This window comes from Anaerobacillus sp. ABA4_114 (genome assembly GCF_056159065.1).
In genome coordinates this window covers 3,472,024-3,492,723 of record NZ_JBSWUM010000001.1, presented here as the reverse complement: position 1 = coordinate 3,492,723, position 20,700 = coordinate 3,472,024, and the positions used below count along the sequence as shown (strand labels likewise).

General features: G+C 41.8%; 23 protein-coding genes. 15 read left to right on the top strand and 8 right to left on the bottom strand.

Annotated features, from left to right (window positions below):
- Positions 1-7: 7 nt before the first annotated feature.
- Positions 8-1,753 carry an N-acetylmuramoyl-L-alanine amidase gene (locus tag ACXAEY_RS18025; protein WP_474813977.1) on the bottom strand — a complete coding sequence of 582 codons (1,746 nt, stop codon included), beginning with the start codon at positions 1,751-1,753 and terminating at the stop codon, positions 8-10.
- Between the two features lie 467 nt (positions 1,754-2,220).
- On the opposite strand from ACXAEY_RS18025, the gene abc-f reads away from it, so the two are divergent.
- On the top strand, positions 2,221-3,882 hold the full coding sequence (gene abc-f, locus ACXAEY_RS18020; protein WP_474813975.1) for a ribosomal protection-like ABC-F family protein: 1,662 nt from the start codon (positions 2,221-2,223) through the stop codon (positions 3,880-3,882).
- Here abc-f and ACXAEY_RS18015 read toward each other — a convergent pair.
- Complete coding sequence (locus ACXAEY_RS18015; protein ID WP_270180680.1) at positions 3,879-4,061, bottom strand: hypothetical protein; 183 nt, start codon at positions 4,059-4,061, stop codon at positions 3,879-3,881. The two genes, abc-f and ACXAEY_RS18015, sit on opposite strands and share 4 nt — an antisense overlap.
- A gap of 130 nt (positions 4,062-4,191) precedes the next feature.
- Between ACXAEY_RS18015 and ACXAEY_RS18010 the strand changes: the two genes are divergently transcribed.
- From ACXAEY_RS18010 to ACXAEY_RS18000, 3 genes are all read left to right on the top strand, one after another.
- The gene (locus tag ACXAEY_RS18010) at positions 4,192-4,923 is read left to right on the top strand and encodes an MOSC domain-containing protein (RefSeq protein ID WP_474813973.1); all 732 of its coding nucleotides are present in this window, start codon (positions 4,192-4,194) and stop codon (positions 4,921-4,923) included.
- Positions 4,924-4,944: 21 nt separating this feature from the next.
- Positions 4,945-5,868, top strand: a complete 924-nt coding sequence (locus ACXAEY_RS18005; RefSeq protein ID WP_474813971.1) for a DMT family transporter — start codon at positions 4,945-4,947, stop codon at positions 5,866-5,868.
- 222 nt (positions 5,869-6,090) lie between these two features.
- A complete protein-coding gene (locus ACXAEY_RS18000) occupies positions 6,091-7,785 on the top strand; it encodes a M3 family oligoendopeptidase (RefSeq protein WP_474813969.1) in 1,695 nt (564 codons plus the stop codon).
- A gap of 31 nt (positions 7,786-7,816) precedes the next feature.
- Here ACXAEY_RS18000 and ACXAEY_RS17995 read toward each other — a convergent pair whose 3' ends face one another.
- Positions 7,817-8,101 (bottom strand): hypothetical protein, encoded by a 285-nt coding sequence (locus tag ACXAEY_RS17995; RefSeq protein ID WP_270180684.1) that lies wholly within the window; start codon positions 8,099-8,101, stop codon positions 7,817-7,819.
- Between the two features lie 124 nt (positions 8,102-8,225).
- On the opposite strand from ACXAEY_RS17995, the gene ACXAEY_RS17990 reads away from it, so the two are divergent.
- From ACXAEY_RS17990 to ACXAEY_RS17980, 3 genes are read left to right on the top strand one after another with little or no spacing between them, the layout of a single operon-like run.
- Positions 8,226-8,714 (top strand): NUDIX domain-containing protein, encoded by a 489-nt coding sequence (locus ACXAEY_RS17990; protein WP_474813967.1) that lies wholly within the window; start codon positions 8,226-8,228, stop codon positions 8,712-8,714.
- 13 nt (positions 8,715-8,727) lie between these two features.
- Positions 8,728-9,135 carry a GNAT family N-acetyltransferase gene (locus ACXAEY_RS17985; RefSeq protein WP_270180686.1) on the top strand — a complete coding sequence of 136 codons (408 nt, stop codon included), beginning with the start codon at positions 8,728-8,730 and terminating at the stop codon, positions 9,133-9,135.
- 13 nt (positions 9,136-9,148) lie between these two features.
- A complete protein-coding gene (locus ACXAEY_RS17980; protein WP_474813964.1) occupies positions 9,149-9,673 on the top strand; it encodes a GNAT family N-acetyltransferase in 525 nt (174 codons plus the stop codon).
- Here the strand turns inward: ACXAEY_RS17980 and uptA are convergent.
- Positions 9,670-10,266 (bottom strand): undecaprenyl phosphate transporter UptA, encoded by a 597-nt coding sequence (uptA, locus tag ACXAEY_RS17975; RefSeq protein ID WP_474813962.1) that lies wholly within the window; start codon positions 10,264-10,266, stop codon positions 9,670-9,672. The two genes, ACXAEY_RS17980 and uptA, sit on opposite strands and share 4 nt — an antisense overlap.
- Before the next feature lie 211 nt (positions 10,267-10,477).
- Here uptA and ACXAEY_RS17970 point away from each other — a divergent pair, with 211 nt between their 5' ends.
- From ACXAEY_RS17970 to ACXAEY_RS17945, 6 genes are all read left to right on the top strand, one after another.
- On the top strand, positions 10,478-11,263 hold the full coding sequence (locus ACXAEY_RS17970; protein ID WP_270180689.1) for a hypothetical protein: 786 nt from the start codon (positions 10,478-10,480) through the stop codon (positions 11,261-11,263).
- A gap of 139 nt (positions 11,264-11,402) precedes the next feature.
- Positions 11,403-12,530 (top strand): sulfate adenylyltransferase, encoded by a 1,128-nt coding sequence (sat, locus tag ACXAEY_RS17965; RefSeq protein ID WP_474813959.1) that lies wholly within the window; start codon positions 11,403-11,405, stop codon positions 12,528-12,530.
- A 51-nt stretch (positions 12,531-12,581) separates the two neighbouring features.
- Complete coding sequence (gene cysC, locus ACXAEY_RS17960; protein WP_270180691.1) at positions 12,582-13,181, top strand: adenylyl-sulfate kinase; 600 nt, start codon at positions 12,582-12,584, stop codon at positions 13,179-13,181.
- 86 nt (positions 13,182-13,267) lie between these two features.
- Complete coding sequence (locus ACXAEY_RS17955; RefSeq protein ID WP_474813957.1) at positions 13,268-13,840, top strand: DNA-3-methyladenine glycosylase I; 573 nt, start codon at positions 13,268-13,270, stop codon at positions 13,838-13,840.
- Positions 13,837-14,196 carry a YdbC family protein gene (locus ACXAEY_RS17950; protein WP_474813956.1) on the top strand — a complete coding sequence of 120 codons (360 nt, stop codon included), beginning with the start codon at positions 13,837-13,839 and terminating at the stop codon, positions 14,194-14,196. The genes ACXAEY_RS17955 and ACXAEY_RS17950 overlap by 4 nt, the downstream gene beginning before the upstream one ends.
- A gap of 79 nt (positions 14,197-14,275) precedes the next feature.
- A complete protein-coding gene (locus ACXAEY_RS17945; protein WP_474813954.1) occupies positions 14,276-15,505 on the top strand; it encodes an MFS transporter in 1,230 nt (409 codons plus the stop codon).
- Here the strand turns inward: ACXAEY_RS17945 and ACXAEY_RS17940 are convergent.
- The 3 genes from ACXAEY_RS17940 to ACXAEY_RS17930 form a co-directional block, all read right to left on the bottom strand.
- On the bottom strand, positions 15,449-16,240 hold the full coding sequence (locus ACXAEY_RS17940) for an AraC family transcriptional regulator (protein WP_474813952.1): 792 nt from the start codon (positions 16,238-16,240) through the stop codon (positions 15,449-15,451). The genes ACXAEY_RS17945 and ACXAEY_RS17940 overlap by 57 nt on opposite strands.
- Before the next feature lie 28 nt (positions 16,241-16,268).
- A complete protein-coding gene (locus tag ACXAEY_RS17935; protein WP_474813950.1) occupies positions 16,269-16,886 on the bottom strand; it encodes an NUDIX hydrolase in 618 nt (205 codons plus the stop codon).
- A gap of 71 nt (positions 16,887-16,957) precedes the next feature.
- The gene (locus ACXAEY_RS17930; protein WP_270180697.1) at positions 16,958-17,335 is read right to left on the bottom strand and encodes a thiol-disulfide oxidoreductase DCC family protein; all 378 of its coding nucleotides are present in this window, start codon (positions 17,333-17,335) and stop codon (positions 16,958-16,960) included.
- A 160-nt stretch (positions 17,336-17,495) separates the two neighbouring features.
- On the opposite strand from ACXAEY_RS17930, the gene ACXAEY_RS17925 reads away from it, so the two are divergent.
- Together ACXAEY_RS17925 and ACXAEY_RS17920 are read left to right on the top strand one after the other, a co-directional pair.
- The gene (locus tag ACXAEY_RS17925; RefSeq protein WP_474813947.1) at positions 17,496-19,217 is read left to right on the top strand and encodes a pyruvate oxidase; all 1,722 of its coding nucleotides are present in this window, start codon (positions 17,496-17,498) and stop codon (positions 19,215-19,217) included.
- 41 nt (positions 19,218-19,258) lie between these two features.
- Positions 19,259-19,639: a gamma-glutamylcyclotransferase family protein gene (locus ACXAEY_RS17920; RefSeq protein WP_474813946.1), complete on the top strand. Its 381-nt coding sequence runs from the start codon at positions 19,259-19,261 to the stop codon at positions 19,637-19,639.
- 33 nt (positions 19,640-19,672) lie between these two features.
- On the opposite strand, the gene ACXAEY_RS17915 is transcribed toward ACXAEY_RS17920, so the two are convergent.
- Complete coding sequence (locus tag ACXAEY_RS17915; RefSeq protein WP_270180700.1) at positions 19,673-20,557, bottom strand: DMT family transporter; 885 nt, start codon at positions 20,555-20,557, stop codon at positions 19,673-19,675.
- Positions 20,558-20,700 lie beyond the last annotated feature (143 nt).

The window sequence follows — 20,700 nt, the reverse complement described above, 5'->3', positions numbered from 1 at the left end:
TTCTTTATTAGTTCTTGTAATAATCGATTACACCTTGATAGATACCTTCTGCTAGTTTCTCTCTGTAGGATTGCGTTAAGAGGAGCTTATATTCTTCATTATTCGAAAGGAATCCAACCTCTACAAGAACAGCAGCCATCGTTGATTCACGAATAACAGAAAAGCTTGCGTGTTTCACACCTCGATCTCTCGCGTTCGTTACTTCGATCAAACGCTTTTGGATGCTTGCTGCAAGTGCTTTACTTTCTTCAGAGCTATATTCGCTGTACCAGTATGTCTCGATCCCATGAGCTGCTTCAGGACCTGCGTTTGTATGAACACTTATGAAAGAGTCAGCATCGATATGGTTTGCCATATCTGAGCGATCCTCAAGTTCAAGAAACGTATCGTCTTTTCTCGTCATCACAACGTTTGCTCCAGCTTGTTTTAACTTTTTCTCTAAGAACGTGGAGACATCAAGATTGATATCCTTTTCTAAAAGGTTCCCTCTGCTTGCACCTGGATCATGATCACCGTGTCCTGGGTCAACAACAATCGTAAGGCCATTCAATACATCACTCGTCTTCATAAGAAGGTAAGCTCCATGAACGTAAGCAAATTGACCATTGTACTTAATCTTCACCCAGTCTCCTTCAAATCCATAGATCGTCACTTCAGAATGCTCTGGAAGAGCTCCGATTTTCGTACCAGAAAGGGTTGGAGCAGTTCTAACGTTTAGGCTTGAAGCCGTTACGACAGCAGTACCTAATGCAACTTCTTCAGTAGTTTGCTTGCTTTCGTAAGAATCGACTACCTTAGATGGAAGTGCTCCTTCTCCACCTAGAACTTTTATTGATTTAGCATTGTCTTTCAAATAAGACTTTACATCTGTAACAACACTAGAGTGGTGAGACAGCACGATCGGTGCATCTAGTTTTTGTGATAGTCCAGCTGCTGCAACTGCATCGGGATAGTCTTCTTTATCATTCTGTGTAGACGTTCCTCTTACAACAATGAAAGAAGAGCTAGATTTAAAGAATGCTTGATTGATCGCTAGGTTTGTTTGAAAACGATCGTCTCCAGACAAACGAGTCACACTTTTACCCTGCTGTTCTAATGATGTTTTGACAGATTGAGATAGTACAGAGTCTCCGCCGATTAAATAAACATATTTGACGTTAGATGGAAGAGACGGTGCTTTTGTTTTTGATGTTAAGTAAATCGGGTAATGTTTGATTGCAGCTACACTAGACGCCGATAAAGAGTCAGCGACAGTTTGCCCGTTTACAACGATCGCTGTGTTAGACTTGTCGAGTCCAGCTGCTTTGTTGATGGCTTCAGCAGTAGTATAGCGATCCGATCCTTCTAAACGAACGACTGAATAATGTTTCTTCAATTCATTCTCTACTCCAGAACTAATAGCGCCTGTTCCACCTAAAATATACACTTTCTTTGCATTGAGACGATCCATCTCTTTTTTTACACGATCGTCAAGTTTTGTTGAATGTGTTAGTAGGATTGGAGCTTGCTTTACTCCTACTAACCCTGAGCTTGCTAGTGCATCGTAAGGCATATCCGCTCTTGTAAGAATAACTGCTTTTTCGGATGTTGCGAGTTGACTTGGCCAAGACTCTTTCGATACTTCGATTGCTGTACTGATACGGTCTACTCCACTAATACGATCTACGTTACTATTAGCAGAAGTTTCGCTTGGTAGAGTAAAGCCGAATAGCAGTGCGATGACTCCTAGAAACAGAATGATACGCTTTTGCAACATAATTCCCCCTATTTTTGTTCCTTTTACCTCAGTGACGATAGATATGTAAAAAAACGATCCCCCTTTATCTATAAACGCTATCGATGACTTGCATAATGTATATATCGGTGGGGAATTTAAGGGTTTTTAGTAGACCATTGTACTAATTACAGGTTTTATATCGAATTTTGTTTTTAGTAAAAAGGATTTGAAGTGTTGACTAAATATTCCTAATTCTTTAAACTGAGTTCAACACATAACGGAAGGAATGGTTAAGGAGCAATGAAAAACTAATCTTATTATTCTAGATCAACTTTCAAATACTGAAATTGAGATTCTGGAGAATAAGATTAGTCTGTCCTTTTTTACCATTCGTTGAGCATGCTTATTTGGCTATGCTTAGCCTTCTTTGGGAACAGGTCTGACGTATCTCTCCAGAATTGGGGAGTTTTTTTAATTCCCTAAGAAAATAGGGAGGCGTTATGATGACGAATATGATTTCGGTAAGAAATTTAACTAAAGCGTTTGAGGAAAAAATATTGTTCGAAAATGTGAACCTTACTATAGAGCATGGTGAGAGGATCGGGATCGTCGGAGCGAACGGAGCTGGAAAGACGTCGCTTGCCAATATCCTTACTGGGTATTCTGAGCAGGACGAAGGGGCAGTCGATGTGAGAGGTTCGGTTGGCTATTTGCAGCAATCGACTGAAATGGAGGCTTCCAATGCCTTCTCGATAAATGGGGAATTCCTAAAACGGACGAAGGAGCTCGGTATGGTCAGGGAGTATTCAGGAAGTGAATCTCACTTGAGCGGAGGTGAGAAGCTAAAGCTCTCACTTGCGAAAATATGGGCAGCCAATCCTGATATCCTCCTGTTGGATGAACCGACAAATCACCTTGACCTAAAAGGGGTGGAATGGCTGATCAATGAGCTTTCTTCTTTTAAAGGAGCGGTATTGATCATCTCACACGACCGTTACTTTCTAGATAGAACCGTAAATAGGGTAATCGAAATAGAAGATCGGCAGGTTCATGAGTATGTAGGAAATTATTCCGACTATCGTGCTGAGAAGAAACGGAGATATGATGAGAAGCTTCATCATTACCACGTTCAAGAAAGTGAACGAAAACGAATCGAAAAGCATCTGGCGTCTTTAGAGAATTGGTCAGAAAAAGCTCATAATGATTCAACAAAACAAGAAGGTAAGAAAGAGTATTATCGTATGAAGGCGAAAAAGATGGATAAGCAGGTGAAGTCTACTCGTAAGCAGCTTCAAAAGAAACTCGATGAAAGTGGGATCGAGCGACCGAAAGATGAGCAGAAAGTGCGTTTTCAATTCCAAGAAAGCGCGGGTCACGGTAAGAGGATAATTGAAGCGAGCGATATAGCAGTCCGGTTTAACAATCGTACGCTTTTCGACAAAACCTCTTTTTATATAAAAAAAGGGGAAAGGGTCGGGATCGTAGGTGATAACGGATGTGGAAAAACAACTTTATTACGTCTTTTTGTAGAAGAAAAAGAATGTTTAGAAGGGGAGGTATGGCGAAGTCCTTCGTTATCGATCGGCTATCTTTCTCAAGATGTACATGACCTGCCTGAAGACAAGGATGCGATCGAAGCTCTTGGTTATACAATGAGAGACGACATTTATCAAGCTAAAACGATACTAGCAACGATGGGACTTGAGCGAACGAGGCAAACGATTCCCATACGAATGTTGAGTCTCGGTGAGCGAACGAAAATTAAGCTAACCGGTATACTTATGAACAAACATGATGTGTTAGTCTTGGATGAACCGACAAATCATTTGGATTTGCCTTCTAGAGAACAATTGGAGGAAACGTTGATGGAGTTTGGTGGAACCGTGATCGTTGTATCACACGATCGCTATTTCATGGATAAAATGTGCAATCGTCTAATCGTCCATGAGGAGAACAGGTTTCATCGAGTTGAAATGGGACTATCAGAATATGAAACAAAGAAAAAAAGCACGACTGATCCTACGAGTGAGGAGCAGAAAATGCTTTTAGAAAATAGCATATCAGCTATTATTAGTGAGATTAGTTTACTGCCTCCAGGTGACCCTAAAATAAAGGAGCTGGATGTTGAGTTATCAAACTTGACGAAGAAAAAACGAGAGAGTTAGACATCCTCAACAGCAAAGAACTTATCGATCGAGTAAAGGTCTGCTTTTGGATTGTCGCGGAGAAGCAGGAAGCCTTCCCGGTGAGCTTCTTCAAAATTATCGTATTCATCTTCAGATCGATAGATCTCTTTACGGTTTTCGTTATACAACGTAATAGAGTAATATTCTTTTATTTCCATCTTCCTCATCTCCTTCCTATTGGTTATTACTAGTTTTATTCAAATCTAGTAAAGTTTATACTAATAAATTTATGAAAGAACGTTGAACGGGTATACTAATGGAAAGATAACTAGTAGGGAGGTTAGCACGATGCAGGTAGGTACGATTTCAGAGATCACCAGACACCCGGTCAAATCGATGCGCGGAGAGAAAGTAAGTGAAACGAGAGTTATGAACTATGGTTTGTATGGGGATCGTAGCCATGCACTCATCGATGAAAAAGAGTCGTTTCTTACGATTACACAATTTCCTGACATGGTTACATACAAAGCTTCCTTTGACGGACCGGATTCGCTCACGGCTTTTCCTGAGCCAATCGTTACGACAATGTCAGGAGAAAGCTATAGATGGTCAGATTCTGAATGGCTTGAAGAAATGGAAGAACGTTCTTCTAAAAAACTCCAAAAGGTCTCTTATCACCCAGAACATGTGCCGACTGGTGCGATCGAAGAGGCGAACCTTTTGATGGTTACGGATGCTTCCCTCGAAGCGTTATCAGAGGCTTGGGGGAAACATGTTGATGATCGTAGGTTTCGCCCTAATTTGAAACTTGAATTAAACAGTCAAGAAGCGTTCGTTGAACAAGAATGGATCGGGAGTACCCTTCAAATCGGAGAACATGTTAAAGTGATGGTCACTGGTCCATGTGAACGCTGTATGATTATTACGGTGGATCCTGAAAGTGGTGTTAGACAACCAGATCTGTTGAAGAGAGTTGCAAAACATCACCGAAACCATTTTGGGATCTACTTACGTGTTATCGAGACTGGACCGATTAAAATTGGTGACGACGTTCACTTGATCGATCGCGACTCAATATAGATAAAAGAAAGAAGGAATACTTTGAAGAATTTTGTATTGTATGGTGGGCTGCTTTTACTCATGGTCATATGGGGATTTAACGTAGTTGCGATTAAATTGCTCGTCAACACCTTCACACCTGTGATGATTCAATCGATTCGTATTTTTACTGCTGGATTAGTCGTACTTGCTGTCGTTCTCATAGGAAAGGATTTGAGAAAGATTTCCTTTAAAGAAGCAGGGTACATCAGTGCGGGGGCGATTACGGGAGTGGTGTGCCATCATTCCTTCCTAGCGCTAGGGTTAACGAGCACAACCGCTTCAAACGCAGGACTCATATTGGGACTTGTTCCACTCATGACAGCATTCTTTGCTGTGTTATTTCTAAAAGACAAGATGACGTTCACAAAAGGAGCTGGTATTCTACTCGCGCTTGTTGGTGTTTCGTTTGTCGTATTGAGTGGACATAATCAGCCAGGCTCTGTCTCGAGTGGGGATTTTCTCGTCTTCTTATCGGTAGTGACACAGGCGATCAGCTTTATTTTCATTAAAAAAGGAACGGAGACGATGGGACCAAGGCTTATGACGGGGTGGATGCTTCTGGTTGGCTCCTCTACGTTATTTATCATTGCGCTCGTCATCGAGCCGAGCGGTGTTGGGACCTTAACACAATCACAGTGGCCGATCTGGAGTGTTTTTGCAGCATCTGCTATTTTTGCTACAGGGTTAGGGCATATGTTTTATAACAAAGCGATCTCCCATATCGGTCCAGGAGAAGTAGCGATCTTTAATAATTTGACTCCATTTTTTGCTTTAATTGGATCAGCAATTTTCCTGGGAGAGCAAATCGGATTTTCTCAAATAGTAGGGTTTGTGTTGATCGTATGCGGCGTCATGCTGGGGAATGGAACGGTTCAGTATGTGATGAGAAGGAAAGAGCATACTTATTCTGGTGTAAAAGGTTAAAATTTCTTGTGAATAAGACGTTAATTCACCCGGTTATCCGGGTACGAGCATTAATGAAGCCCCCGTCCCATGGATGGGCTGCTTCGATTTCCACACAGGAGGGAACCCATCCATGGGATGGGGTCCCATTTTTTTTGCCCTTAGGCTGTCATATACTGTCAGAATTTTCTGTGGTAAACTAGTAGGTGCGACTAAACGGAAACTTGCAGAGGGGGAGACAGATTGAGTACTTTTTATGTAGAACGGTTTGATTTTACGAAACCGGACCAATTAGAAGAACGTTTCGATAAGCTGTTACAAGAGGAGATAACGTCAGCAGATGAGCTTGAGAAGTGGGTATTGCGTCTGTCAACGTTAATGGACGAGATAGCGGAAGGATTGAGCGGGCATTACATCGATTTTCAATGCCATAGCAGCAGTGAAAAAGCGAAACAGACGATCGAATACGATCAAGAATACATAGAACCGATCATCAAACGGTACGAAGGGCTTTTCGATAAGAAGTTTCAAGATTCCCCTTATCGATTAGAACTGGACCAAACGGTTTATAAGCAATTTTTATTAAGAAAAGAAAATGCAATCGAGCTTTTTAACGAAGAAAACATAGACTTAGAAATAGAAGAAGATAAACTTGTAAACAAGTATTTTGAGCATACTGGTTCTCTTTCGTTCATGTTCGAAGTTGAAGAGAAGACGCTTAGTGAAATGGGGCTGTACCTACAAGAATCAGATCGAAATGTTCGTAAAGCGGCTATGACCGAGATTTATACCACGCTTTTAACAAAGAAAAACGATCTCCAACATATCATGGATCAACTGATTCAGCTTCGCCAAAAGAAGGCAGAGAATGTGAACCTTGATAACTATCGGGATTATATGTTTAAAAAATACGAGCGCTTTGATTATACACCAGAAGATTGTAAGAGCTTAGCTGAAGCTGTTCGAAAGCATGTCGTACCCCTTAAAGAAGAGTTACAAAAAGAGCATCAAAACGAGCTTGGGCTACGTGACTACAAACCATGGGATCTTAAAGCAGTTCCAGCAGGAAAGAAACCTTTGAAACCATTTGGTAGTACAGAGGATCTCGTGAAAGGGACTTCTGAGATCTTCATGCAGCTTTCGAATCGTTTTTCTGAGCTATTGCTAGAAATGAATGAAAAAACTGCTTTAGATTTAGAAAGCCGAAAAGGTAAAGCGCAAGGAGGCTTCTGTGAATACCTTCCTGTTTCAGAGCTTTCATTCATCTTTATGAACATCACGAGCTCTCAGGATGACTTTGTAACCCTCCTTCATGAGATGGGGCACTGTATTCACAATGACTTTAAGCGAAATCAGATGTTATCAGACTATCGTGATACCCCGATGGAGTCTTCTGAACTTGCAAGTATGACGATGGAGCTTCTTACGATGGACTACTGGGATATCATGTATAAAGATAGCGATGAGCTTCATCGCGCCAAAAAGGAGCAGTTAGAAGGGATCATTCACTTTTTACCGAGTGGGATTGTGATCGACCAGTTCCAGCATTGGATGTATGAGAATCCAGAGCATACTAGTGAAGAGCGGAACGAGAAGTTCATGGAGATCTCTGAAACGTTTGATTCTTCATTCGTCGATCGAAGTGATGACGAAGAGTGGATCAAAAATAAATGGCTGATGACGCTGCACATCTTTGAAGTGCCGTTTTATTACATCGAATACGTAATCGCACAGCTCGGTGCAATTCAAATGTACCGCCAATACAGAGAGAACCCTGAGGAGACGTTAAAGAACTACAATCGAGCACTATCTTTGGGAAGTTCTGTTTCACTCTCAGAGGTATATGAAGCAGCTGGTATTCGCTTCGATTTCTCTGAATCAATGATCAAAGGGTTAATGGAGTTTGTGTCAAACGAATTAAAGAACCTGAAAGCATAAGAGCACTGCGTCCCTCACGAGAGGGGCGCTTTTATGTCTCAGAATCGATCGTCCAAATTTTGCACGTTGGGCAATGAATAATTTCGAACCGATCTTCTTTCAGTTCATTCATCCAGTCTTCCCAGGATTCATGTTCGGGGTCAATCTCTAACGTTTTGACCGTTTGTAACTCATCACCGTCTGAATTGGTACACGTACATTCTACGATCGCAACTTGTGAATCTTGAAATTCTTCTTCCTTCGTGTTTTTTACAGACCAGTTGATGAGTCTTTTGTCCATCTTCTTTCTACTTTTGTAATCTCTTTCTTTTAACATTCGATCGCCTCCCTTTCCTATTACTTGTGATACCCACTATCGACAGAAAAAAATCCTTCAAACTATAGGCTCTCTCTCTAAGGTGGTATATACTGACAGCATAACAAATAGATAGGAGAGTTCGATGGAGACAATACAAGCAACGTTGTTATCGATGGTTGTTGTACATAATGAAAAAACAGATGAGATCCTTCTATTAAATCGTCCGAAAGAAGCGGGCTTTCCAGGATATATCGGTGCCGGCGGGAAAATTGAGATGTCGGAGAGCTTCACTGAAGGGGCATCGAGGGAGTTATTCGAAGAAACGGGTTTGCATGCTAAAGAATCAGATATGATTTTTAAAGGAGTAGACGAATTTATTATTAGAGAAGACAAGTATCGGTATATTGTCTTCAATTATTTAGTAAGGAATTTTACTGGAACGCTATTATCCAATCCGCCAGAAGGAGAACTGAAGTGGGTTTCTCGGACGGATATGATGAGTCTACCGATGCAAAATTGGTTTAAGCGTAGACTGCCAAAGTTTTTTGAAGAAGGTACGTTTGAAGTATCTGTTGAATATGAGAAGGGCAATACCAATCCGTTAAAAGAAACGATCAGAAACCTTAAGTGAAGGGGAAGATACTATGATAACAAGAGAAGATGCAGCGAATGCTGAAGTAAAGGAGAAGCTCATCGCCTACAACATGTCCAAACTTCCCGATTCCGTCAAAACCCCATTAGAATCTGTAACGTTTGTTAGTCGTGAAGAGGGAGAGCTCGTTGGCGGAATAACCGGTACGATGTTCTGGCGTAATCTTCATATCGACTTTTTGTGGGTAAAAGAAGAGATGAGAGGCAGTGGTCTAGGGCGAGAGCTGTTACGGAAAATCGAGACGTATGCAAAAGAAAATGGATGTCATCTAATGTTACTCGATACCTTCAGTTTTCAGGCTCCAGGATTTTATATGAACGAAGGTTTTGAAGTTTGTGGAGAAGTTAAGGATCACCCAAAAGGCTACACGTTGTATTATTTAATGAAAAGACTTACATAAGAGGAGTGAGGATATGTCATCTATTAAACTAAGAGAATTTCGTTCAATTGATTGGGAAGCTGTTCACCGATACGCTTCTCTTGATGAAGTATGTAAGTACCAGCCATGGGGGCCAAATTCTGTAGCTGATTCGAAAGCCTACGTAGATGACATCCTATTCGCTTCCAAACAGACTCCGAGAACGCGCTTTGCTTACGCAATAACTAAAAATAATAGCGTGATCGGTGCTTGTGAAATGAATTTGCGGAATGCTCAAGAGAAGATTGGTGAACTCTCTTACATTCTTAATCCTGAATGGTGGGGGAACGGAATCGCAACGGAAGTAGGGAAAATGCTTCTATCATTCTCGTTCAAAGACCTTGGATTGCACCGCGTTATAGGCACATGTGATGAGAGGAATATAGCATCGAGTAGAGTCATGGAGAAGATCGGGATGAAGAAAGAAGGCTTGTTGGAAAACCATCTTCTTATCCGAGATGGATGGAGGAACTCGCTACGATATTCCCTATCATATGAAGAGTGGGCGAGTGCCAATTAGACATGCTTCCGTCTTTTCCAAACGAGTAAAGCACAGTAACAAACGAGAAAAAAAGCGGCGCCTAGACTTAGAGGTAGCGTATATATTTTTGCTACTGAGTGGATGTGCTGCCAGTTTCTACCGAGCTTTAACCCGATATATAAAAACAATATCGACCATGGGATCATCGCGAGCATCGTATAAAGTGTAAAGCGGATGAGAGACATCTTTGCGATGCCTGCTGGTATGGAGATGGCGTGTCTGACAACGGGGATGAACCGTGCGGTAAAGATAACACTAACGCCATTCTGTTCAAACCATCTTTCTGCGAGATTCATATGTTTTTTAGAAATGAATAGGTATTTTCCGTATTTTTCGAGGAAAGAGCGACCGCCGTATCGTCCTAACCAGTATAAGAAAAGCTGAGCGATCGTACCGCCGATGATTCCGGCAACGACTGCTCCAGTAAAGTGAATGTGTCCCTTTGAAACCATATACCCCCCGTATGCAAGAACAAGTTCGCTTGGGATCACTTCTATCATTAAAGCAATTGCGATACCAGGATATCCTAGCGTAAGCAACCAGCTTAAGCATTGGACGATATAAGATTCCACTTGAATGATCTCCCTTCCTATTGGCTGATCCTGTCCTTATGTTTATTTAAATTCCATCTGGGTTATTCATACTAAATGAGACAAGGTGCTCATAAAATAGATGTGTCGGTCGAATAGTCTTATACCCGGGGTCTGTGCGATCCGGGTACTGCTCGTTCTCATAGGGAATGACAATAGAGTAGAGAGGTGAAATGTAAGGATGATAACATCCATGAAAAAGTTTCTCGGTACGTTGGACCAACCCCTTGAAGCAAAGACAGGCAAAGAAAAAGTACTCACCATCCTTTCGATAATAGGATTCATACTACTTTTATACGCGGTGGCTTTTTCTCCATTTCTATTTAGATTATTTATCACTTGCTTAAGTGTCGGTGTATCGTTATATGTCATGAAGAAAATTCAAGATTTCGACCGAGTGTTAAAAGGTGGCGAACAGGAACAGGAAAAAGAGGCGGCTGTTAGTTCAGAAGCACAGCTAACGTTCGAATGGCAAGATCCTGAGAATGAATCTGTTGAAGCCGCAAAAGAACGTGAACTCGAAAAGATCAATAGTGACAAAACACAGCTCTTTGAAGAACTTCTCACGAAAGCTGATCTAGATGAACTTGAAAAAGCAACCTATAGAGAGCAGCTTAAGCAAAAAGAAACGGACAGTAACCGTATCAAGCAAGAGCTTCTCGTATTAAAAGATAAGATTCAGCAGGTCGTCAGCGAGAAAAAAGGATTGTTCATCAAAGAAACGCCTGATATGAAGCTTGTAGCAGAATTGATTGGTGTCCATGACATCGAATCTAGTACATTCGTTGAATTAAACGAGAGGTTACAAGATGTTTCGGAGGAGATCCCAGAACACAAGCGAGAAACGCTAAAAGAGCACGAAATCGTAAACGAGGATTTTGAATTAACAAGGTTTGGCTATAAAGAGCTTATGAAGGAAGTAAGGAAGCTTGAGAAAAAAACGAAGTATCAGGTGAATGATGAGAAACCTGTCCAATAAATGGGCAGGTTTTTTTGTTGTTCTAAAAACTTGAGTATGGTTCGAAAATACAATGCTGTCTTAGGAGTTTGTCCCTTTCATAATCGTGTTTTTTACATACAGTAAACTATATTGATAAAAAGCAAGGACGTGAAGAGAAATGATTGAACCACATGGAGGGACATTGATTAATAGATATAGGCCGGAATATGATCATAGCTCTATATCGATCCAAGTAGCACTCGATGCAGTATCTCTTTCTGATTTATATTGTATCGGTATCGGCGCGTTCAGTCCTTTGCTTGGGTTTATGGGACGCGAGGATTACGTGAGTGTTTTAGATTCGATGACATTGAAAGACGGGACGGTATGGAGTTTACCGATCGTTCTTCCGGTCAGTAGTGAAAGAAGAAAGGAGTTAACTGAAGGAACGAAGGTGAAGCTGGTTTATGATGGTCAAGTTTACGGTGTGTTAGAGGTGGAGGAGACGTTCGAAGTGGACCTTGATCGTGAAGCGATAGCTGTATACAAGACAAATGATCAGGACCACCCAGGAGTATCTCGCCTCATGAAACAGTCAAATGTGTATGTGAGCGGCCCGATCACCTTGACGAAATTTCCCGAATTGCAGTTTCTGAACTATCAGCTCACTCCATCTGAAGTTCGTTCCAAAATCAAGGAATTTGGATGGAATACCGTTGTTGGATTCCAAACGAGGAACCCTGTTCATAGAGCGCATGAGTATATTCAGAAATGTGCGCTTGAGATGGTGGATGGCTTGCTTCTGCACCCATTGGTCGGTGAAACCAAGCAAGGAGACATACCGGCAGATCTACGAATGAAGAGCTATGAAGTTCTTTTAAAGAAGTATTATCCAAGCAATCGGACACTCCTCTCCTGCTTCCCAGCAGCAATGCGTTACGCAGGCCCGAAAGAAGCTGTTTTTCATGCGATCGTTCGCAAAAACTATGGTTGCTCACACTTCATTGTAGGCCGCGATCATGCGGGAGTAGGAGATTATTACGGCACATATGAGGCACAAGAGATTTTTTCAAACTTTTCGAAGGAAGATATCGGAATCCAACTTCTCTTCTTTGAGCATGCGTTCTATTGCAAAACGTGCAGTGCGATCGCAACGTACAAAACGTGTCCACATGATGATCACGAGAAGCTTATTCTCTCAGGTACGAAAGTAAGAGAGATGTTACGAAAAGGGATAACACCTCCAGCTGAGTTTAGTAGACGGGAAGTCATAGAGGTGCTGATAAAAGGAATGAAAGATTCTTGAGAACAACGTTGAATATGGAAGCAGGCGCACATGTCAGAAAGGAGAGTAAGGATGGATAAAAATATTCATTGGCAAAGTCATTCTATCCAGAAGTCAGATCGTCAGCTTTTACACGAACATAAAAGCTATATCGTATGGTTTACAGGGCTTTCGGGATCAGGAAAGTCAACGGTAGCTAATGAACTTGAAAAAGCATTGCATTCAAGAGGGCTTTCTACTTTTCTATTAGATGGTGATAATCTACGGCACGGACTAAATGCAGACTTAGGATTTCAAGAAGTTGATCGTAAAGAAAACATCAGACGCGTAGGTGAAGTTGCGAAACTTTTTGTTGAAAGTGGAACGGTGGTTCTAACGGCATTTATCTCTCCTTATCAGAGTGACCGCGAGATGGTCAGAAATCTAGTAGAAGCAGATGAGTTTATTGAGGTGTATGTGGATTGTCCGATCGAAGAATGTGAGAAGAGAGATCCTAAAGGTCTCTATGAAAAAGTTCGTACAGGAGAAATTAAGGAGTTTACCGGAATCAGTGCTCCATACGAAGCACCAAAATCCCCTGACGTGGTTCTTTACACAGCTATTCATAGTGTTCCGGACTGTGTACATCAACTAGTAAACTACTTACGTTCAAAGGGTTTGCTGGCGCGATGATCGAACTAAATACTAGTAAAACGTTGAAAACGCATCTTTTATGCGTTTTTATTGTTGTATAAAGTAGATTGTAAGGGGGAAAACGAATGAAACGATGTGCGTGGGTGTCAGATGAAAAAATCTATATCGATTACCACGATCATGAATGGGGAGTTCCTGTTTATGATGATCATAAGCTTTTTGAAATGTTGATCTTGGAAGGTGCACAGGCTGGATTGAGCTGGATTACGATCTTAAAGCGACGAGAAAACTACCGTGAAGCTTTCGATCATTTAACCGTAGAGAAAGTGGCATCTTATAGCGAAGAAAAGATACAAGATTTGTTATCGAATGAAGGTATCATACGGAACAAACTCAAAGTTCGTGGTGCAGTGAAAAATGCAAACGCCTTTATCCAAATTCAAAAAGAGTTTGGAAGTTTTTCATCTTACATATGGTCATACGTTGATGATGAACCGATGATCAACAGATGGCGTTCGAGTGAAGAGGTACCTGCACAGTCGGACTTAAGTAAAACCATCAGTAAAGACCTGAAGAAAAGAGGCTTCACCTTTGTAGGTCCAGTGATTATCTATAGCTTCATGCAGGCGGTAGGGTTAGTGAATGACCATACATTAAACTGCTTCAAACACCCAGAGAATGGAGCGGGACAATCGTGATTTTAAAAAAGATCGTCTGTACCGTAAAGAGTGGAAAAGAAGTCGTTTTTTCAAAGGGGCAGGAAAAGTGGAGCGCCATAGCGGAGTGTTCAGGATTCATCGCTCAACACGGAGGCTGGGTAAAGGAACGAGAGAACGTAGCGGTGATAGGGGCTTTATGGAGAAATCATAAAGCATATGATGACTTTATGGAGAACATTCATGATTCGATCTATGAACAGGGCCAAGAAGGGTCAATAGATGAAATCGAAGTTCGTATAGAGGAATGTGATTGGCAAGATGGAGAGGACATATTAAAAGAATGGCTCATGTCACAGCATGTATCTCTCGAAAAACGGTGGTCTGTTGTGAAGTAACATCTTGCTGTAAGAGATAGCAAGATTACATAAGAAAGAACACCTCCATTTTCCTTATGATGAAAATGGAGGTGTTCTTATGTATAAAGAGGTTCTCTTAAATAAAACGATCCGTTACTATCTGCTTGGGGGAGGAATATCGAAGCTAGGTGATGTTCTATCAGGGATGGCTTTCTTATTTCTCGCTTATGACTTAACAGGATCCAAAACATTAACGACTGGAATGGCCATCGCGGAAACGGCTCCATACCTTCTATTTGGATTGGTTGGAGGAGTAATCGCTGACTGGGTCCAAAAGAAAAAGTTGCTCATCGTTCTAGATTTAGTAAGGATTCCACTCGTAGGGTCTGTGGTTCTTCTCTACTACATAGACGCCTTACACTATATCTTCTTACTCGTGATCAGCTTTCTTATCCAAACGATCGGGTGTTTCTTTAATCCAGCTCATCGTGCTCTCCTCCCGCTCATTACGAATGAAGAGCAAAGAACCGTTGTGAATAGCTTAAATGATACGCTCAGTAGAGGCGTTACAGTTCTCAGTCCAGTCATTGCGATTTGGCTCCTCTCTTCTTACGGTGCGGTGCATTTCTTTACGATCGATGCTGTGACCTATGCGATCAGTTCATTCTGTATTTGGCGTTTACATGTAACGGAAGTAAGGAAAGTGGGCAAAAAGTCAGTGAAGATGGCAGTGAATGCCATTGTGGAGTTTAGTAAATGGGCTAGAAACCATGTGTCGATTCGAAACCTCTTTTTCTTTACATTTATGATCGTCTTCTTAAATACGTGGGTGTGGGAAGTGGGCATGTTACTCGCACTGTCGGAATTAACGGACAGAAGCGAAGAAGTATTTAGTGTGGTTCAAGGGGTTTTTGGGGCAACGGTTATTGTTGCGAATATGATCATTCCATTTGTTTTTAAGAAGATGAACCTAGGAACTTATATGATCGGTTCATCGATATGGGGTGGTGGCGTGCTATACTACGGCGTGTTCTATAATGTAGAGCATTTCGTGATCGGAGCGATGTTAGTTGGGATCGGTATTCCGATCGCGGGGCTTGCTAGAGTATATATTCTTCAGACGCTCGTACCAGAAGAGATGTTAGGGAGAGGGTTTAGTACGAACGCTGTTCTTCTCTATCTTGCGAACACGGTATCGCTCGCTTTATTTGGAGCACTCGCAGCTTTCATCCCGATCCAAACGCTTATGGTTGGAAGCGGCTGTCTCATGATCGCTGCGAGTGTAGGGTATTTAGTGGCGGTGAAGGCGAAAATGGGAAGGCGTTCTTCCGTACAGTTTTTTAAATAATTTATTATACGAAGAAAGGTTCGTAAATCCAGACTCTAACGCGATTTCTAAAATCGTATCATTGGAATGATAGAGCGCTTCTTGACTTCTTATAAGGCGATATAGCTGAAGCCATGAATAGGGTGCGATGCCGTATGTCCCTTTAAAAACGTGTGCGAATTGATACTTTGATAATCCGCATAGTCTTGCGAGCTCGTCTAGGGTCCAGTTTGCAGAATAATCATCCTTGATCGCTTCGATCGCTTTAGAGAGAGAAGGTGAAGAATGGTATGACAAGTGCGTCTGATGTGAGCCAGGTCCATGCTTCATCAGCAAAAGAACGAGTTGAGGAACGCTGTGTTCTAGGAAATAAGAAGCCTCTTCTTGAGTGGCGTCCTGCATCGTCGCTCTTACGAAAGAAGCCCACCGTTCGATTTGTGGATGGTAGTAGTTTATTCCCGCAAATTCTGGAATGCTGCTTTCAGCGTATAGCTCCTCCGTCACACGATAGAAGAGCGACTGATCGAGTTCAATCAAGAACTTTTCGTTCGTCACCTCTAACTGCCTGTGAGGTTCATTAGGGTTTACGAGGTAAAACTGTCCTTTATTAATCGAAATGTCTCCTCGTTGCGTTTGATAGCGCCCTTTTCCTAGATGTGAAAAGATAAACTTATAGCAGCTGTCACTACGCCAATTCCGTTCATGAAGGTGATCGTTTCGCAGTAGCAGTATCCCGTTTTCGTATGGCGTGATCATCGTTATACTCCTCTTTCTTTACAACTATTTAATCATAGACGACAGGTTTTGAAGGGTTCTTTAGAAAATCTAATAACAAAGCAATCTGAGATTCTGTCGTCCGTCCCGTTGAGAGCGGTGGCAGATCCTTTCTCGAGAAAAATCCACTTCCACTTGTTTCGATGCTATCAGTTGGAGAACCACCGATTCGTTCACATTGAAAAATAATCTTATATGTATGATAAGGAGATGGTGGATGAGGGTGTTTCGATTTATCGAGTACGGCGAGAAGTCTTACTACGTTCACGTGATACCCAGTTTCCTCATATACCTCCTTTACAGCTACTTCCGCTGCTGTATAGCCAATGTCACTCCATCCACCAGGAAGAGACCACTTTCCGTCTTCTTTCTCTTGTACTAATAGTATTTTTCCGTGTTGAAAAATTGCCGCACGAACGTCCACTTTAGGTGTCTGATAACCTGTTTCATTTGCGAATAAGTTTTCGATCGTTGCCATATCGTATTTTGTATATGTCTCCATTATTTCTGTACTTAATTTACGCAGTTCCAAGTACCGCTCATAGTCATATGGATCTTTAGTATACGTTAATCCAGCTTGCGCGATGGACTGCATTTCTTTTGCCCAGTCTAGCCATTTCTCGCTCATGAAGGTTCTCCTTTAGTAAAGTTTTCTGCTAGGAACTACTTCTCGAGCGACAGAAAAAAACCTGCTTATGATCACTCATAAACAGGTTCAGGATAACGACCAAACCATTCGTATCGGTGTTTTGAAAACCATTTATAAAGTGGCGAACCGATTCGATCGAGGTAAGGTAAATATAAAAATAAGCTTAATGGTATCGTGATCGGTAATGCTAGGAGCAGCCTTCTGACTGTAGAAAATCCTGAATATAGTCGGCCGGATGCCGTCAACATATGTATTTCATCATACATAAGATCGTGGCGATATTGCATATAAGGATAAGCTTCAGGATTGCTTTCTACTTCTTGTACAGAAATCCATTCGATTTGTCCACGCCAGTCCAGCTTTTGAAGAGTCTTTTTCACATTAAAACAAAGTGGACATTGTGCATCATAAAAAACGAGATGTTTCATAAGGAAGCCTCCCAATCGGAAATTTGGAATCCTATTCTTTACATTTCACTTTATTGAAGGAAATTAAACAATAGAACCCTCCTTTGTAGTAAAAAAGTTTCGCAATACCTCTGAAAGGGAAGGTGAAACATTATGAAATGATGCGGAGGAGGAATAAAAAATGTTTGATAAAAGTACGGGAGAGATCCTTTTAGATACGTTATCAGAATGGGGAGTCGATCATGTATATGGGCTTCCGGGTGACTCGATCAACCATTTTGTTGATAACCTACGTTTTGCTGAAGATCGTATGAGATTCATCCAAGTACGCCATGAAGAAGTTGGTGCGCTATCAGCTGCTTCGTATGCGAAGATAACCGGTAAGATCGGCGTATGTTTGTCCATTGCAGGTCCAGGTGCGATTCATCTTCTGAATGGGCTATATGATGCGAAAGCGGACGGGGTGCCGGTTCTTGTCATAGCGGGACAAGTCGACAGTACGCAGCTTGGGACAGATCAGTTTCAGGAAGTGAATCTTGAGAGAATGTTCGACGATGTATCAGTGTTCAATAAACGGGTTCAGTCTGCGGAAACCTTACCTGACTTGGCAAATCAGGCGATTCGAACAGCTGTTGAAAAAAAGGGTGTGGCTATCCTTACGATTCCTGACGACCTTGCAGCCGAAAAGGTGAAACAGAAGGTTAAAAACACATCACTGATACATTCGAAGGCTGTTATTCATCCCGACAATTCAAACTTACAGGATGCACTACAGCTACTGAATGATGCAAAGAGACCTGTGATCTTAGCAGGTAAGGGTGCAAAGCATTCAAGAGAGGAACTGTTACAGTTCGCTGAGAAAATCGCTGCTCCAGTCATTTTGAGTCTTCCAGGAAAGGGCACGATTCCCGATGTTCATCCTTACAATTTAGGTCAGCTAGGTCAAATAGGAACAAAGCCAGCATACGAAGCAATGGAAGAAACAGATCTTCTCATCATGGTAGGCACGTCGTTTCCTTACAGAGACTACTTACCGGACGATGCGAAGGCGATTCAACTCGATATCGAGCCAACTCAAATCGGAAAACGATACCCTATTACAGTAGGGTTGATCGGAGATGCGAAGTGGACGCTCTCTTACTTAGCAGAACACTGTCACTATCAAGAAGACAGGGACTTTATCGAGAAGTGTCAGGAGAATATGAAAAACTGGTGGACACATCTAGAAAAGATTGAAGCAGAAAAATCATCACCGATAAAGCCTCAGGAAATCATGCCACAGCTGCAAAAAGTCGTCGATGATGATGCAATCTTATCTGTGGATGTTGGAAATGTAACGGTTTGGACAACGAGACACTTCCGCGTAACAAATCAAACGTTTATTCTCTCCTCTTGGATGGCTACGATGGGCTGCGGCCTGCCAGGAGCGATCGCGGCAAAGATCGCGCACCCTGAACGTCAGGCTGTAGCGATATGTGGAGACGGTGGATTCTCCATGGTCATGCAGGATTTCTTAACTGCGGTAAAATATCAGCTGCCCATGATGGTCGTTCTATTTAACAATGAACGTCTCGGCATGATTAAATATGAACAACATGCAATCGGTAATTTGGATTATGAAACAGAGCTTAAAGACTTTGATTACGCAGCTTTCGCTCGTACAGCAGGCGGGGAAGGATATCGTGTTGAAAAGCATGAAGAACTACTGCCAGCTTTCGAAAGAGCGGCAAAATCAACTAAGCCTGTTATCGTCGACATCATGATTGAAGACCAAGCTCCTCTTCCAGGTAAAGTTACGTATGAACAAGCTTCAAGTTATTCAAAATACATGTTGAAGAAGGCCTTCGAAGAGCAGGAACTCGACATGCCGCCGCTGAAGAAAGCGTTGAAGCGAATTTTCTAAAAGCAAAAGTCCGCCAATGGCGGGCTTTAGGAGTCGGTTACATGCATATCGTATTTGTATATGGAACATTAAGAAAAGGTGAGAGTAACCACCGTGTTATTGAAGGAGCAAGGTTGCTTGAATCGTACAGTTGGACGAGCGGGAAGCTATATGACACAGGTGCAGGTTATCCTGCGCTGTTTCAATCAGAAGAAGGGGTCGTCTACGGAGAAGTCTATGAAGTGAACGACACGTTTCTCTCACGAATCGATGTGCTAGAAGGGTTTCAAGAGGGAAGAAGAGCGAACCTGTATGACAGAATCATTCAACCCGTCTATTCGAAAGGGAAGCAGTACGATGCGATCACCTATGTTATGAAAACAAAACCTTCAACTTTTAGGAAAATCGATAGTGGTAATTGGGCAGAATATAGACGAAATTAAAAGAGGTAGCGTCTCATCAGACGCTACCTTTTCTTAATTAGACGTGCGCAATGCTCTTTTTTCGATCTTCGCTTCATGGTTGTTTCGTAAGAACATGTAGAATGAAGCAGAGAAGATCACGATATAACCGAGTATACTTAATAGATCAGGAACTTGTCCGAAGAGAACGATACTGATCAAAGCTGAGTACACGACCGTGGAATAAAAGAAAATCGAAATCTCTCTTGCTGGTGCGAACTTATAGGCCATTGTGATACCGAACTGTCCTAGTGTTGCAAAGGCCCCTGCAAGAAGAAGGTATATGAGCTGAATGGTTTCCATCGGTTCATAAAACACGATAACAAACGGTAGTAGTACCACCGTTGAGAAAAATGAAAAGTAGAAAACGACCGTATAGAACTTCTCCTTTTGACCAAGCACACGGAGAACGGTGTAAGCTCCAGCCGCAAAAATCGCAGATAGTAAACCCGAAATATATGGGATCGTTTCAATTGAAAATTGCGGTTTTATAATCAATAATGTACCAATGAATGCAACGATGATCGCAACGATCTGAAACGTCCTAGCTCGTTCTTTCAAAAAAAGTGCGGAAAAGATAATAAGCAGGAATGGGCTGAGCTTGTTGAGCATATCGGCATCTGATAACACAAGATGATCGATCGCATAAAAGTAAAAAAGTATTCCTAACGTTCCGAGTGTGGAACGTAGTAATAAGAACTTTTGGTTTTCTTTTTTGCCGAAGAGGCGTTCTTTATAATACATAACAAATCCAAATGATATAACAGCAGACACTGCATTACGAAACATCGTCTTTTGCACCGTCGGTAGATCACCTGACAGCTTTACAAAAGCGGCCATCATCGCAAAACCGAACGACGATACGAGTAACAAAAGGATGCCTTTATTTCGATCACTCATCAAATTCCTCCAGTGTATAAAATCAAAAATTACCTCTATCACTTTACTGTATTTCGTGGTGGATTATCAACTCAAGACGTTTCGCAATTAGGCAAAAATTGAAGGTTCGTTTCGAAGGTTTGTAGGATTAGGATAACCCATAC